Here is a 15655-nt window from a genome sequence, read left to right on the forward strand (position 1 = left end):
GGAGGTGCGCCGCCCCTCTGCGACTCTTCCGACCGCGCATCCATCGAGCCTCCTTCACTAACCCCGTAAGTGTACTGTTAGTCAGGCTGGTGATTATTGGGGTTGCCCGTCGCCAGATCATCCAGGTCAACGACGCGCGGACGGGCCGGTCCTCGCCCGAGAAGCCTCCGGGAAGGATGCCAGATGAGCCCCACCACGGGCCATGAATGCCACCCCCTCAAGGTGGCACCCGTCCCTGCGGATCACCCCTACGTCCGCGCGGTCCTGCCGCAAGGCGAAGACCTTCGAATCGTCACCCCGCCACGAACGTCGGAACCCGCATTCAGCGAGTGGCAGCCTCACCCTTATCTGGAAGCGGACCAGCTCCGTCATCTCGAATCCCCGCCGGAAGTCATCCACCTCCACTTCGGCTTCGAACACCGCACTCCGGATCAGATCCAGGAATTCGTGGACACCTGCGCCGCCCGCGACATCCGGCTGGTCATCACGGTTCACGACCTGGACAACCCCCACCTGCCGAAGGACGGACAGGAAGACCACCACACGCGCCTAAGCATTCTGATCAGAGCTGCGGACGCGGTGCTGACGCTGACCGCTTCGGCGGCCGCCGCCATCCGATCCGGATACGGGCGGGAAGCAATCGTGACCCCGCACCCCTTCGTGGTGGCACCGCAGACGGTTCAAGAACTCCGCGATACCTCGACCCACCCAACTCCCACAACCCGCGCGGCCGTGGGGGTCTTCCTCAAGGACCTCCGGGTCAACACCGTCCAGGACCCCGGTTTCTACCGCGATCTGCACCGCGAACTCAGCTCATGCACGCAACAGGTGGGCCTCCGGGTCTTCGCCCACCGCTCCTCGTCCGAGCACCCACTCGTCGAATCCCTGCGGACCGAGTTCCACCCTCAAACGACGGCCGCACACAGGGGTGTTCTCCACCTGCACGAGCGCTTCGAAGACCGTGACCTCTTCGCACGGATCATGTCGCTGGACGCCGTGATCCTGCCCTACACGCACGGAACCCACTCGGGGTGGTTGGAGATGTGCCGGGACCTGGGTGTCGCCGTCGTTGCGCCGGATTACGGTCATTACGCGGGCCAAGCCGACCGACCCGACGCGGTCCAGACCTACCGCACGGGGGACGGTGCCGACGCCGCACGCGCCACCCTCCGCGCCCTGACAGCGACGACGACCGCCGGGTCACACCGCTCCCTACCGAACCGGTCCCTGCCGTACCGCGGAGACCGCGTCGCCCAGCACCGGGACGTCGTCCACGCGCATCGCGTCCTGCTCAGCAACGTCGTCGGTGGACAGACGGTTGGGCAGACGACAGGGACGGCGGCGGGGGTGGCACCGTGAGGATCGCCGTCGTCGGGCCTTCGCGCCTGCCCATTGCCCCGCCGTTCGGAGGTGGGCTGGAAGTCTTCGTGCATCACCTGGTCGCGGGCCTACGACGGCGCGGCCTGACCGTGGACCTGTTCGCGGCCCGCGGGTCCATCGGGCATCAGGCCGCTCTTGAGTTCCCGGGCATCGACTGGACCGGATTCGAGGATCTGGCCAGGGACGATGCCTACCCACCCGGCGCCGACGAGACCGAAACCGAGTCCTACGTGAGGGTCCGACGCCACCTGGACTCCTCCGACTACGACGTCATCCACAACAACAGTTCCCACCCCGTCATGCTGCACCCGGACCCGATGGGCAGCCCGCCGATGATCACCACCCTGCACGTACCTCCGCAGGAGCCGATGCAGAAGGCCATCGACGCCGCGGGGTCGGCGGCGGGCCGATTCACCGCCGTGAGCCGTTTCACGGCCGCGCAATGGAACCTTCCGACGTCGCCCCAGGTGGTGCACAACGGCGTGGACACTCGGCTGTGGACACCCGGCCCCGGTGGTCAGGGTGCCGTCTGGTTCGGTCGCCTGACCCGGGAGAAGGCGCCGCATCTGGCCATCGAAACCTGTCGGCGCCTCGGACTGCCGCTGACCCTCATCGGACGCAATGCGGATCCCGCGTACTTCCACTCGCAGATCCGCCCGCACCTGGGGAGTGACGTTCGGTGGATGGGGTCCTTGAGCCCGCGGGAAATCGTGCGGCAGGTGGGGCTGGCCGACGTCGCGCTCGTGACACCCGCGTGGGACGAGCCGTTCGGGCTGGTCAGCATCGAAGCCATGGCGTGCGGAACCCCGGTGGCGGCAATCGCCCGTGGCGGTGTTGCCGAGGTGCTCGAGGACGTCCCCGACCATCTGGCCGCCCCGGGCTGCCCCGACGACCTGGTGCGGGCCGCGGTCGCCGCCCTGCGCCAACCGCGGGCAGAGGCCCGGGCCCTGGCCACCTCTCGATTCGATCTGGACATCATGCTGGACCGATACCTGCACCACTTTCTGGGGGTTCTGACGCCGTGATCGGTTTCTACGCCCACCACCAGGGATCCGGTCACCTGACGCGGTGCCGCGCGATCGCGCGGGCGATGGGCCCCTCCGTGGACACCACGATCCTGTCCTCCAACCCGCAGGCGGACCTCCTCCTGCCTCTGGACGCACCGGCGGAGTCCGGCTGCGATCCCGATCAACTCACCGCGCACGGGGCCTTCCACTGGGCACCCCCGCATCACGTCGGCCTGGCGGACCGTATGGCGTTCGTGGCCGCCTGGATCCGGGACACTAGGCCCTCCGTGGTGCACGTCGACGTGTCCGTGGAGATGGCCGTGTTCATCCGCGCCATGGGCGTGCCGGTCACGGTGCAGGCCATGCCCGGAGTCCGCCCGGACGATCCCCACGCCCTGGGTTACCGGGTGGCCGATGCGATCATCGCCGCCTGGCCCGACTGGGTGGAGATTCCCCGCCACCTCCGCCCGGTTGCCGACCGGGTCCACGCGGTCGGCGGCATCACCCGTTGGGACCGGGACCCGTCCGCCCCCGCCAGGTCTTCGACCCCCTCGACCGACGACGGCGAGCGCGGCCCCTCGCACGCAGCCGGCCGCTCCGTCGTGATCCTGCTGGGGGCCGGCGGGACCGATGCCCCGGAGTCGTACTGGCAGGAGGTGGCCGCAACGCTTGAGGGGTCGGGGGCCTCCTGCACGCTGATCGGCGCGGGACGCTGGATGGCCGACCCGTATCCCGTACTGCGGGCGGCGGATGTGGTGGTCACGGCGGCCGGGCAGAACTCAGTCGCGGACCTCGCGGCGCTGGGCACGTCGGTCGTCGTCGTCCCGCAGGATCGGCCGTTCGACGAACAACTGGCCACCGCCACCCTCCTGGCTGATGCCGGACTCGCGGTCCTTCCCGACGGCGTTCCGGCCCGCATGCCCGAGCCCGAGCAGTGGCCCGGGATCATCGATCACGCTCGCCGGCAGAACCCCAGGTGGTCCAGCTGGCAGACGCAGGGTGCTGCACGGCGCGCGGCCGACGTGATCCTGGGGGTGGGCGGGTGACGGGAGCAACCCATGTGATCACGGTGTGCTCGATGAATCGGCGGGACCATCTGCTGCGTCAGCTCGACGGCGTGCGGCGATGGTTGCCGGGGGCCGTCCACCACACCGTGCAGATCGGGAGGACGGGTTTCCCCGTGGAAGGTTCCGCGGTCGTGGACCGCACGGGCCCAGGCGAGGTGAACCTCTCGGCAGCCCGTAACGCCGGTGCGGATGCCGCCGTGCGGGCGGGGGCGAAACGCCTGATCTTCCTGGACGCAGACTGCATACCGGGGCCTGATCTGGGCCGGTTCTACGACCTTGCCGTGCGCGAGCACCCCGGCGCCGTCGTCTGCGGACCCGTGACGTATCTCCCCGAGCCCGCTGCCCACGCGGGCCCCGTGGAACTGTCCGAGCTCGCGGGCTTGACAGCGCCGCATCCCGCTCGCCCCGACCCACCGGCCGGGGAGTTTCGGCCGGCCACGGCGGACGAGTACGAACTGTTCTGGTCCCTGTCCTTCGCCGTCTCCGCTGACCTCTGGGCCGGACTGCGGCGGAACACGGGCGGGTTCTGCGAGCAGTACACGGGCTACGGGGGCGAGGACACGGACTTCGCCATGCTGTTGCGGAAAGAATGCATTCCCATGCTGTGGGCGGGCGGAGCCCACGCTTACCACCAGTGGCACCCGGTGTCCTCACCGCCGGTCGAACACGTGGCTGCGGTGCTCCGCAATGCAGCGCTCTTCCACCAACGCTGGGGTTGGTGGCCCATGCGGGGATGGTTGGAGGCCTTCGCGGAACAGGGTCTGATCCGTTGGCCGCCGCAGTGACCTCCCCCGCGCCCACTCCACCTCGCCGAGTTCGGGGTTGTTCCGCCTATAGGGCCGAATAGGCGGAACAACCCCGAACTCGGCGGGCATGAGGTTCAGCGGTGAGGCCAACCTCACGGCACTGTGTCCACAGTTGTGCCACAGTATCCAGCACCATGACAGTCACAACCACGAGTCAAGAATCGAGCGCACCCGCCGTGAACGACGCAGCCTACGACCGGGAAGCACGGTGCCCGTGCGGATCCGGGGACGTATACGGCACGTGCTGCGGCCCCCTGCACAGGGGCAAGGCCGCGCCCACGGCCGAAGCGCTCATGCGATCGCGGTTCGCAGCCTTCGCCATCGGCGACGAGGCCTATCTGCTCCGCACCTGGGACCCCTCGACCCGCCCCGCCGAGATCGGCCTGGACCCCGACCTCCGCTGGTACCGCCTGGACATCAACGGCACCACGGGCGGCGGGCCGTTCGAGGACTGGGGCACGGTGGACTTCACCGCCCACTACAAGCCCGCTCCGGGTTCAGATGCTCCGCGCGGCGTGCAGCGTGAGAACTCCCGTTTCCGCCGCGTCGACGGCGTCTGGCTCTACTTGGACGGGACCCTCATCTCCGTGTGAGGTGGCGGTTCTCCGGACCTCGGTTCGGACAACCGGCCTCTCCTGCCCGCACGGGTGGAACCGGGCCAACAGCAGCACCCCGGCCACCGCTGCGGCGCCGGTGACGAACAGGCCCAGTGCCGCCGCACCGGTCAGACCGCGGTACTCGCCCAGGACCAGCGCGCCGATGGTCACGGCCATCATGGGGTCCAGAACGGTCAGACCGGCCAGAACGGTTTCGGGCGGGCCCGAGGTGTAGGCCACCTGCACCGCCCACATCCCCACGGCCGACGCCACGGCCATCCCGACCAACGTGATCGGCACACCGTGCGCCAGAAGATCGACGACGCCCGCGACTCCGGTGCCTGCGCGCACGGTCGCGATGACCGACGTCGTCACCACGTGCGCACTGGCCGCAACGGTCCCGAAGGCCAACCCCGCCACTCCGACGAGGGCCAGGTGCCCTGCCCGCGTCGCGGCCAGCACCGCACCCACCACACTGGCCAGCAGGAGCATGCCGTTGAGCCAGGCCACCGACCCCGGGAGCAACGGCCCCGTCGAGGCATACCGGGCAGAGATCCCCACGAACCCGACCACACTGATCAGCGTCAGGGCAATGCTGCCCACCAGTGGCGCCGTCACGCGCCGGCCGAACACCCTGACACTGATGAGCACGGCGATCACCAGGGAGACCGTTCCGATCGGCTGGACCAACGCCACGGGGCCCAGGCCGAGTGCCGCGACGTTCAGCACCGTTTCCAGGACCAACAGTCCCAGCCCGAGCAACCAGAGCGGCTGCAGGACCAGCAGCTCGGAACCGCCCCGTGCGGACGACGGAACGCCCGCGTCGTCGGTGTCTCTGCTTCGGATCGCATGGTGCTGAAGATGGGTGCCCACCGCCAAGGTCCCGGCGGCGAGGAGGGCTAGTACGACGGAGATGAGGACCATGCTCCAGACGCTACGGAGGAACCCCCGGGACCACATCCACCGAGAGACTCATTCTCCCCGGGGCACCTCATCCCCAGGGATGAGCCTTCTCAGCCATCCACGGAGCGGTCCGGCCCCGGAAGCTCCAGCAGATTGACCAGATCCTGCACGGACTCCATGACAGCGCTCGGGCGGAACGGGTACTGCTCGACCTGTTCGCGGTTGGTCACCCCGCTGAGCACCAGCAACGTGGCCAGACCGGCCTCCATGCCCGCGATGATGTCCGTGTCCATCCGGTCACCGAGCATCGCGGTGGTCTCCGAGTGCGCGCCGATCTGGTTCAGCGCGGACCGGAACATCATCGGGTTCGGCTTCCCCACCACGTAAGGCTGGCGATGGGTCGCGGCCGAGATCAGCGCGGCCACGGACCCCGTCGCGGGCAGCGGTCCCTCCGGGGAAGGTCCGGTGGTGTCCGGGTTGGTCGAGATGAAACGGGCCCCGGCCCCGATCAACCGGATGGCCTTGGTGATCGCCTCGAAGGAATACGTGCGCGTCTCCCCCAGGACCACGTAGTCGCAGTCGGTGTCGGTCAGCACGAAACCCGCTTCGTGCATCGCCGTCGTCAATCCCGCCTCACCGATCACGTACGCCCTGTGACCCGCCCCCTGCTCGCGCAGGAATTCTGCGGTGGCCAGCGCCGAGGTCCACAACTCGCTCTCCTTGACCTCAAGGCCCGATCGGGCGAGCCGGGCGGAGAGGTCCCGCGGGGTGTAGATCGAATTGTTGGTCAGCACCAGGAACCGCTGACCACGTTCGCGCCACAGTTCCAGCAGCCGCGCGGCACCGGGGATCATGGATTCCTCCCGGACCAGGACCCCGTCCATGTCGGTCAGCCAGGTGTTCGTTCCCATGAGTCGTTGCGTACGTGGGGCTTCCATGTCTCCACCTCTCGAAGGCGATCGTGCACCGCTGGCAACGACGGCGACCCGCCGTGTCCTGTTCTCACGGTAGGGCGAATTCCCTGATCGGCCAACGGCCCGTCCCGGTCACGGTCGTGACCTCGCCCACCCAGGACACAATTCGATAACAGCTGCGGCGTAGGATTCTGCGAGTTCGCCTTCCTTCAGCTTGAGCCCGCGGAGCCCTCCACCATGTCGTACACAGCCTCCGAGTCCAGCACCGAATCCACCGCCCCCGCGCAGGGTGGGGGGTTCCTGGACCGCTACTTCAAGATCACCGAACGTGGTTCCTCCGTGAACCGCGAGATCCGCGGTGGCATCGCAACCTTCATCGCCATGAGCTACATCGTGGTCCTCAACCCGCTGGTGCTGGGGCTGGGCCCGGACGCCGCCGGCAACACTCTCGGCGTGGACCGCGTGGCAGCCATGACGGCGCTCGTGGCCGGTGTCATGACCATCCTGATGGGCGTGGTCGCCAAGGCGCCGTTCGCCATTGCCACGGGCCTGGGTGTCAACGCGTTCCTGGCCGTCACGGTCGCCACCACGCCGGAACTGACCTGGCCGCAGGTCATGGGCCTGGTGGTCTGGGGCGGTGTCCTGATGTTCGTCCTGGTCCTCACCGGATTCCGCACGGCCGTGTTCAACGCCGTTCCGGCCTCCCTGAAGACCGCGATCGTGGTGGGCATCGGCCTGTTCATCGCCCTGATCGGCTTCGTGAACGCCGGCTTCGTGCGCCGTATGCCCGATGACGCACACACCACCGTGCCCGTGAGCCTGGGCATCGGGGGCCACCTGATCGGTTGGCCCACGTTCACGTTCGTGTTCACGCTCCTGCTCATGGTCGCGCTGATGGTCCGCAACGTGAAGGGCGGCATCCTGATCGCCGTCGTCGCGGGCACGATCCTGGCTCACATCCTCGAAGCCGTGGTCCCCTCCGGATCCTCCACCGGCTCCCCCACGGGCTGGTCCCTGGTGGTCCCCGAAAGCCCCACCGGCCTGCTCTCTTTCCCCGACCTCTCCCTGTTCGGTGACGCCCACCCCATCCAGGCCGTGACCCAGCTGGGCGGGATGACCGCCGCCCTGTTGGTCTTCACCATCCTGCTGTCGATCTTCTTCGACGCCATGGGTACCATGGTCGGTCTGTCCCACCAGGCCGGGATGGTCAAGGACGGCCAGATCGAGAACGTGGACCGCGTCCTGCTGGTGGACGCCGCGGGTGCCGTCGCGGGTGGTCTTGGCTCCGTGTCCTCCAACCAGATCTACGTCGAGTCCTCGACCGGTATCGCCGAAGGCGCCCGCACGGGACTGGCCAACGTCGTGACCGGCACGCTGTTCCTGCTGGCCATGTTCATCACCCCGCTCGTGCAGCTGGTGCCCTTCGAAGCGGTGGCCCCCGCCATGGTGGTCGTCGGCTTCCTGATGGCCAAGAACGTGGTCCACATCGACTGGGAGGACTGGGGCATCGCAGTTCCGGCCTTCCTGACCTTCGTGGTCATGCCGTTCACCTACTCCATTGCCGACGGCATCGGTGCGGGCTTCGTGTCCTACGTGTTCATCCGCGTGGTCCAGGGCCGCGCCAAGGAGATCCACCCACTCATGTGGATCGTCGGCCTGGCGTTCGTGGTGTTCTTCAGCGTGGGAGTCATCGAGGGCTGGATGGCCTGATCGACACTCGCCAACTTTGAACACGCAATAGTGCCTCCCACCACGGGTGGGAGGCACTATTGCGTGTTCAAAGTTCCGTTCACGACGACGGGTCCCGGCGGGCGGGCACCGTGGCCACGAAGGTGGCGGTCCAGTCGGAGTCCTTGTACTGCGCGGGGACCGGGTCGACCAGCAAGGAGCGCGTCATCTCGGAGGCTTCGGGCGAACCGGCCGCGGGCAGCGGGTTGTGGGAGGCAGCCAGGACCACGTTGCCGCGTCGTCGTCCCTTGAACATGGCGGGATCGGCCACGGCCGCCACGTGCTCGAACACCGCACGCAACCCCGCGATCTCGGCTCGAACACCGTTGAGCTGGGGGTGGTCCCCCACGTTCACCAGGTAGATGCCGCCGGGGGCCAGGACGCGCTCCACGGCGCGGGTGAACTCCACGGTGGTCAGGGGCTCCGGGGTCTCCGATCCCGCGAAGACGTCCCGGATGATGACCTCACGGGTGGACTCGCTCAGGGACTCCGTGACCTCGCGCGCCTCCCCCGCGCGGATGCGCAAGAGCGGTGCCCGTGGTAAGTCGAACCACTCGCGGACGAGTTCCACCAGGCGCGTGTCGAGTTCGACGACCACCTGCCGCGCGGTCGGCCATTCCTGCGCCGTCCACCGCGCCATGGAGCACGCTCCACCGCCCAGGTGCAGCACACGCAACCGCTGCGGATCCAGGTGGCGGGGCACATGCATCCGCAAGACGGCGGCCATCCAGCGCATGTACTCGAAGTCCAGGCGATCCGGCCGCGCGGGATCCACATGGGAGGACGGCACCCCGTTGATCATGACCGTCCACGCCCCGGGAGTCAGGTCGTCCGGGACCAGTTCGACCGTGCCGGTGGCGATCTGCCAGACCCCGGGACGTGGTCCCTCGGCCGTGTCCGGTGCTGCCGGCGAACGTCCCTTGCGTTGACGCCCCATCAGCGCCGGGCCGACGGGGCGGTCGCGCGGCGGTGTCCGCTCAACTCTCGATCGCCCCGCGAGCTCGGCGCTCAATCGCCTGCCGCCCGAGAGCCGCCTCCAGACGTTCGAGCTTGCCCGTCATTTCCCCCGTGTGTCCGGGGCGGATGTCGGCCTTGAGCACCAAGGACACCCGGGGACCGAACCGGCCGACCTCCGCGGTGGCGCGCTTGACCACGTCCATGACCTCATCCCATTCACCTTCGATCGTGGTGAACATGGAATCCGTCTGGTGTGGGAGTCCGGACTCGCGGACGATCTGGACGGCAGCGGCAACGGCGTCGTGCACGGAGGCATCGGGGTTGTCCCCGCCCATGGGGGAAACGGAGAATGCGACGATCATGTGACCATCCTCCCACCGTGGCGATCCAAGGCAACAGAGCGCGCCCCGCCGAGGCTCCCCGATAGGCTGATCGGTGGACCCCTGACCCCTCGCGGACGAGGAGCACTCGCGTGACCAACGGCATCTATCTCAGCGCCATGACGCCCCTTTCCGGCAAGTCACTGGTGGCGCTGGGACTCATGGACACCCTGTTCAAGAACTCAGATCGCGTGGGCTTCTTCCGCCCCGTCTTCATCGGGGCCACTCCGCAAGAGGATCCCCTGCTGCAGCTCATGGCCGAGACCTACGAGTTGTCCCCGGAGCGCTGCCGCGGTGCCATGTCCTTGAGCGACACCCGCGACATCCTGGCCTCCGGCAACTACGACGACCTGGACTCCCAGGCCGTGGCGATCTACACGGAGATGGCCACGCACTGCGACGTCATCGTGGTCGACGGCACGGACATGATCGCCCACAACGCGGCCATCGCCGAGTTCGACCTCAACGCCCGCCTGGCCAACAACATGGGGTGCTCCGTGCTGGCCGTGATCGGCGGCAACCAGGTGGAGAGCCCGGACCAATTGCTCAACGCGATCGAGGTCTCACGCACCGAACTGCGGGAGTCCAAGTGCGACATCTTCGCGATCATGGTCAACCGCTGCCCGGAGCAATGGGTGGATCAGGTGACCCAGGACGCGCCGCGCGGTGAACACCACCTGCCGGTGTACGTCATCCCGGAACTGCCCGCCGTCGCCAACCCGACCGTCGAGGAACTCGTGGACTCCGCGGGCTTCGGCACGGAGCTCACCTCCGTTCCACTGGACCGCGACATCAACGGCGTGAAGATCGCCGCCATGACGGTCGAGCACTTCCTGGACCAGCTCACGGAGGGTGAGCTGGTGATCGTTCCGGGTGACCGCTCCGACGTCGTCATGTCCTGCCTGGCCTCGGCGCTCTCCGCGGGCCGCCCCACCCCGGGCGGCATGCTCCTGACGGGTGGGCTGCTTCCCGGAGAGCTGGTCCAGTCCTTCCTCCAGGCAGCACCGTTCCCCGTGCTCACCACCCCGCACGACACCTACAAGGCCGCTCAGCGCGTGTCCCGCGCCCGCGGACGGCTGAGCAACCGCAGCCCCCGCAAGGCCGCTGCCGCCCTGGGCGAATGGTCACGCCGGATCGACCCCAAGGAACTGGTCGGGCGCCTCGACCTCGAACGCCCCGTGCGCCGCACGCCGCTGCGCTTCCTCCACGACTTGGTGGAGGCCGCCCGCTCCGACCGCAAGAACATCGTGCTCCCGGAGGGCGACGATCCCCGGATCCTGCGCGCCGCGGAGATCATCCACCGCCGCAACTTCTGCGATCTCACCATCCTTGGTGACCCCGCGGACGTACGTAAGCTGTGCGATTCCGAGGGCATCAACCTCAACTTCGACGACGACGGCCTGGACCTGGTCGACCACCGCAACGATGCGGCGCTGATCGACCGCTACGCCGACGCCTACGTCGAGTACCGCAAGCACAAGGGCGTGACCAAGGACGTGGCCGTCGACCGCATGCGGGACGGTTCCTACTTCGGCACCATGATGGTCCAGCTCGGCGACGTGGACGGCATGGTCTCCGGAGCCGTGCACACGACCGCCAACACCATCCGCCCGGCGTTGGAGTTCGTGAAGACGGCCGAGGGCGTCAAGATCGTGTCCTCCGTGTTCTTCATGTGCTTGGAGGACCGCGTCCTGGTCTACGGCGACTGCGCGGTCAACCCCAACCCCAACGCCGAACAGCTCGCGGACATCGCCACCGCATCGGCGGCCACGGCGCGAGCCTTCGCGGTGGATCCCCGGGTGGCCATGTTGTCCTATTCGACCGGTGGCTCCGGGTCGGGCGAGGACGTGGAGAAGGTCCGGGAGGCCACGGAGCTGGTCAAGGCGTCGAACCCCGACTTCGCCGTCGAAGGTCCCATCCAGTACGACGCCGCCGTGGACGCCTCGATCGCCAAGTCCAAGCTGCCGGGGTCCTCCGTGGCGGGTCAGGCCACCGTGTTCGTCTTCCCGGATCTGAACACCGGCAACAACACCTACAAGGCCGTCCAGCAGTCCGCCGGCGCGGTGGCCGTGGGCCCGGTCCTCCAGGGTCTGCGGAAGCCGGTCAACGACCTCTCCCGCGGCTGCACGGTCGAAGACATCGTCAACACCGTGGCGATCACCGCCATCCAGGCCCAGACCATGTGACGGTGCCACCAACCTTATGTGTGGGTGGAGACAGGCCCGTGAGAGAGCTGTCTCCACCCACACATAAGGTTGGTCTCTCAAAGCCGCGGGACAGGCGGTCGCCGGTGCCTCCCCGTGGCCAGTTCAGCCAACAAACTGCGTTGTGTCAGCGCCCACGAGTACCAAATCTGGTCATACCTCAACCGCAGAGTGGTGTAACCCAGATCGCGGGACGCCAGGTCCCTGATCCGGTCCATGCGGTAGCGCTCCCCCGGCGCGTGATGCTTTTCGCTGTCGCATTCCACGATCAAGGACTCTCCAACCAGCAGGTCCACCCGCCCCACGCCGGCGATTGAAACCTGTGTTCGCGCGGCGAACCGCCGCTGCTGCAAGAAGTAGCGGACTCGATCACCGTCAACGCCGTCTCCGTGTCATGCCGGATGACACTTGCCCGGAGGCAGTCCACCACGGAGGCCAGCGGCTGGTGTGTCGGTTCCGGTAGTCGGCGAAGGTGCACGCCGCTCACGGCTGGAACCGGGACTCCGGGATTGAGCATGACGTGCAGGAGCCGGTTGGGAGTCCAGATGCCATGCTGTTCGCAACCGCTGAGACAACCGAGGGTCCCACCCAGGGCAACCGCTCGGATCACGGGCGAGGGGGCTCGTGGAGTTGCGAACCACCCGTTGTCCACACCCCCTGTGGACAACTTCAGTCCCGCCACCGGCAGCACGCTCTGTTCCGCGACCGGAAGCCGGGGGCAACAGAGTTCAACCCTTGCGGACGCCTGGGTCGCTCGAACCTGTGCCTGACACAATGGAGCCAACTCCGTCCAAGTCGCGGCCGCACCGGCACGCAGGAAGAAGTCACCCATGCTCGTTCTCGTCGTCAACTGCGGCTCCTCCTCCATCAAGTACCAGGTCCGGGAGGTGGAACAGGCCGAAGGACAGGAGCCCGCGGCCTACACGTCCTCGATGCCCAGGGTCGACGAGTTCGTGGGGGTGGAGCAGGCCACCCAGGGCGCAAGTGGTGGAACCGTGGTCACCAAGGGCCTGATCGAGAACATCGGCACCTCCGAGATCAAGGACCACACGCAGGCGCTGGACATCCTGGCCGAGCGCTTGGAGGCAGAACTGGGTGATCGGACGATCGACGCCGCCGGCCACCGCGTGGTCCACGGTGGTGAGCGCTTCTCCGCACCCGTGCTGGTCAACAACGAGATCATCCGCGCCGTGGAGCGCCTGGCACCCCTGGCTCCCTTGCACAACCCCGCCCACGCCTTGGGCCTGCGGGCGATTCAGAAGAAGTGGCCGGGCATGCCCCAGGTGTGCGTGTTCGACACCGCCTTCCACCGTTCCATGCCCGAACACGTGTGGCGCTACGCGCTCCCCGAGGAGATGTATTCCGAGTACGGCGTGCGTCGCTACGGCTTCCACGGCACGTCACATGACTTCGTGACCGGCCTGGCCGCGGATTTCCTGGGCGTGGAGCGCCAGCAGTTCAACGGCGTGGTGGCCCACCTGGGCAACGGGGCCTCCGTGACGGCCATCAAGGACGGTCAGTCCTTCGACACCTCCATGGGTTTCACCCCGTTGGCCGGTCTGGTCATGGGAACGCGCACCGGGGATTTCGATCCGTCGATCATCACCGCGATGCTCCGCCGGGATCCGAGCATCGACGCTCAGCAGCTCGACGACCTCATGAACAAGCAGTCCGGACTCCAGGCCATCGCGGGACATTCGGACATGCGGGAGGTGGAGGCCGCCGCGGAAGCCGGTGACGCCCGGGCAGAGCTGGCTCTGGAGATGGCCTCCTACCGCCTGGCCAAATACATCGGGGCGTACCACGTGGCCGTGGGTGGGGCTCAGGCACTCATGTTCACGGCGGGCATCGGCGAGAACTCACCGAGCTTCCGCGCGCGCGTGGTCTCCAAGCTGGGCGCGCTGGGCACCACACTCGACCACGAGGCCAACGCGATCCGCTCGGATGATGTCCGGCGGATCTCCACCCCGGGTTCGGGCCTTGAGGTCCTGGTGGTCCCCACGGACGAGGAGCAGGCGATCGCGGAGGCCACGGCCTCCCTGGTCTCCCGAAAAGCGCGATGATCGCCACTGGCGCCTATACGTTGAGGCCGGGTCGGGTCCGCGGGAATTCACGGACCCGACCCGGCCTCAGTGTTGTCGACGATCAGGTGTTGGCCACGATCATGCGTGCGCGACGACGGGCGGCTGGTCCGACCAGGGGAAGACCACCCACTCGTCCGTGGCCTTCCAGATGTAGTCCGGCTCCACGATCGAACGCGGCTTGGAGTAGATCACAGCACTGCGGCAGTCGGCCTCGAATCCCTGGAGCAACTCGAGAACCAGGGCCAGGGTGCGGCCGGAGTCGGCGACGTCGTCGACCACCAGGACCTTCTTGCCCTTGATCGAATCGACGTCGAGCATGGGGGCCAGCAGAACCGGGTCCGGCAAGGTCTCGTGGACGTCGGTGTAGAACTCGACGTTGATGGCGTCGATCAGCTTGACGCCCATGGCGTAGGAGAGGGCACCGGCCGGAACCAGCCCGCCGCGGGCCACACCGATGATGATGTCGGGCTGGAACCCGCTGTCCGCGATCTCCTGGGCCTGCTCCCGGACGGCGTCGCCGAAGCCCTGCCAGGTGAGAATTTCCTTGTTCTCCAGCTCCGTGGAGTCCGCGTGGTAAGCCATGCGGCAACCCTAGTCGGCGAGCATGTCGCGAACCAACGGGGCAACCTGTGTCCCGAACAGCTCGATGGAGGCCTGCATCCGGTCGTGGGTCAGCGGCCCCACGGAGTACTTGAGATCAAACCGCTCGGCCTTGAGCACCCGCTGGTGGGCGGCAATCTTCCGGGCCACGGTCTCGGCGGAGCCCACGTAGTACGCACCATCCGGTCCGCACATGGCATCGAAGTCCGAGCGGCGCAGCGGCGGCCAGCCACGTTCACGGCCGATCACGTCGTGGTTGGCGGCAAACGCCGGGAAGAACTCCTCCCGTGCCTGCTCGTCGGTGGCCGCCACGTAGCCCGGGGAGTGCCAGGCGATGGGCAACTCAGGCTTTCCGAAGTGTTCCAGTGCGCGGCGGTAGTGGTCCGCGAACGGTTCGAAGGCCAGCGGACTGCCACCGATGATGGCGAAGATGACCGGGAGCTCGTAGTGCGCGGCGCGCACCACCGAATTGGGTGATCCGCCCACGGCCACCCAGGCCGGGAGTCGCCCCGATTCGGTCTTCGGGAAGACCTCGATCCCCTGGATCGCGGGCCGCAGGCCACCTTCCCAGACCACGGGTCCCTCGGCCTGCAATCGTGTGAACAGCTCCAGTTTCTGGGCGAACAGGTCCTCGTAGTCCTCCAGCGCGTAGCCGAACAGGGGGAAGGACTCGGTGAAGGATCCCCGCCCCAGGATGGCCTCCGCGCGCCCTTCGGACAGCGCATCCACCGTGGCGAAGCGCTGATAGACCCGCACGGGGTCCTCCGAGGAGAGGACCGTGACGGCGCTGCCGAGACGGATGGACTGCGTCGTTGTGGCAAGGCCCGCGAGCACGGTGTCCGGCACGGAGATCGCGTAGTCCGCGCGGTGGTGCTCACCCACGCCGAAGAAGTCCAGGCCGACCTGGTCCGCCAGTTGGCCTTCGTCCACGACGTCGCGGATCACCTGGGCCTGTGAGAGGGGCGCACCGTCGCTGCCGGGGTGGACGTCGCCGAAGGTGTTGAGGCCGAGTCGCACGTTCTGCTCCCG

At 67.8% G+C, this 15655-nt stretch carries 14 protein-coding genes; 8 read left to right on the forward strand and 6 right to left on the reverse strand.

Going from position 1 to position 15655, the window contains the following annotated elements; all coding sequences use genetic code 11:
* Positions 1–183: 183 nt before the first annotated feature.
* The 5 genes from EDL96_RS13375 (at position 184) to EDL96_RS10930 (ending at position 4853) form a co-directional block, all read left to right on the forward strand.
* Entirely contained in the window at positions 184–1359 is a 1176-nt protein-coding gene (locus EDL96_RS13375; RefSeq protein ID WP_158609592.1) for a glycosyltransferase family 1 protein, read from the forward strand.
* Entirely contained in the window at positions 1356–2405 is a 1050-nt protein-coding gene (locus EDL96_RS10915) for a glycosyltransferase (RefSeq protein ID WP_158609594.1), read from the forward strand. The genes EDL96_RS13375 and EDL96_RS10915 overlap by 4 nt, the downstream gene beginning before the upstream one ends.
* On the forward strand, positions 2402–3433 hold the full coding sequence (locus EDL96_RS10920; protein WP_123826046.1) for a glycosyltransferase: 1032 nt from the start codon (positions 2402–2404) through the stop codon (positions 3431–3433). Before EDL96_RS10915 ends, EDL96_RS10920 begins: the two co-directional genes overlap by 4 nt.
* A 32-nt stretch (positions 3434–3465) precedes the next feature.
* On the forward strand, positions 3466–4239 hold the full coding sequence (locus tag EDL96_RS10925) for a glycosyltransferase family 2 protein (protein ID WP_199732594.1): 774 nt from the start codon (positions 3466–3468) through the stop codon (positions 4237–4239).
* A 155-nt stretch (positions 4240–4394) separates the two neighbouring features.
* The gene (locus EDL96_RS10930) at positions 4395–4853 is read left to right on the forward strand and encodes a YchJ family protein (protein WP_123826048.1); all 459 of its coding nucleotides are present in this window, start codon (positions 4395–4397) and stop codon (positions 4851–4853) included.
* Here EDL96_RS10930 and EDL96_RS10935 read toward each other — a convergent pair.
* Together EDL96_RS10935 and EDL96_RS10940 are read right to left on the reverse strand one after the other, a co-directional pair.
* A complete protein-coding gene (locus EDL96_RS10935; RefSeq protein ID WP_123826050.1) occupies positions 4758–5780 on the reverse strand; it encodes a DMT family protein in 1023 nt (340 codons plus the stop codon). The genes EDL96_RS10930 and EDL96_RS10935 overlap by 96 nt on opposite strands.
* An 89-nt stretch (positions 5781–5869) precedes the next feature.
* Positions 5870–6697 (reverse strand): HAD-IIA family hydrolase, encoded by an 828-nt coding sequence (locus tag EDL96_RS10940; RefSeq protein WP_199732595.1) that lies wholly within the window; start codon positions 6695–6697, stop codon positions 5870–5872.
* Between the two features lie 213 nt (positions 6698–6910).
* Between EDL96_RS10940 and EDL96_RS10945 the strand changes: the two genes are divergently transcribed.
* Positions 6911–8383, forward strand: coding sequence for an NCS2 family permease (locus EDL96_RS10945; RefSeq protein ID WP_123826052.1), 1473 nt, complete (start codon positions 6911–6913; stop codon positions 8381–8383).
* A gap of 79 nt (positions 8384–8462) precedes the next feature.
* On the opposite strand, the gene EDL96_RS10950 is transcribed toward EDL96_RS10945, so the two are convergent.
* Together EDL96_RS10950 and EDL96_RS10955 are read right to left on the reverse strand one after the other, a co-directional pair.
* On the reverse strand, positions 8463–9338 hold the full coding sequence (locus tag EDL96_RS10950) for a spermidine synthase (protein WP_123826054.1): 876 nt from the start codon (positions 9336–9338) through the stop codon (positions 8463–8465).
* 40 nt (positions 9339–9378) lie between these two features.
* Entirely contained in the window at positions 9379–9720 is a 342-nt protein-coding gene (locus EDL96_RS10955) for a thiamine-binding protein (RefSeq protein WP_123826056.1), read from the reverse strand.
* A gap of 110 nt (positions 9721–9830) precedes the next feature.
* On the opposite strand from EDL96_RS10955, the gene pta reads away from it, so the two are divergent.
* Both pta and EDL96_RS10965 read left to right on the forward strand, forming a co-directional pair.
* Positions 9831–11924, forward strand: coding sequence for a phosphate acetyltransferase (gene pta / locus EDL96_RS10960; RefSeq protein WP_123826058.1), 2094 nt, complete (start codon positions 9831–9833; stop codon positions 11922–11924).
* Positions 11925–12772: 848 nt separating this feature from the next.
* Positions 12773–14005: an acetate/propionate family kinase gene (locus EDL96_RS10965; RefSeq protein WP_123826060.1), complete on the forward strand. Its 1233-nt coding sequence runs from the start codon at positions 12773–12775 to the stop codon at positions 14003–14005.
* A gap of 99 nt (positions 14006–14104) precedes the next feature.
* Here EDL96_RS10965 and EDL96_RS10970 read toward each other — a convergent pair whose 3' ends face one another.
* On the reverse strand, positions 14105–14608 hold the full coding sequence (locus tag EDL96_RS10970) for a phosphoribosyltransferase (RefSeq protein ID WP_123826062.1): 504 nt from the start codon (positions 14606–14608) through the stop codon (positions 14105–14107).
* Between the two features lie 9 nt (positions 14609–14617).
* The gene (locus tag EDL96_RS10975) at positions 14618–15643 is read right to left on the reverse strand and encodes an LLM class flavin-dependent oxidoreductase (RefSeq protein WP_123826064.1); all 1026 of its coding nucleotides are present in this window, start codon (positions 15641–15643) and stop codon (positions 14618–14620) included.
* Positions 15644–15655 lie beyond the last annotated feature (12 nt).

This window comes from Kocuria soli (genome assembly GCF_003797835.1).
Taxonomy (GTDB): Bacteria; Actinomycetota; Actinomycetes; order Actinomycetales; family Micrococcaceae; genus Kocuria; species Kocuria soli.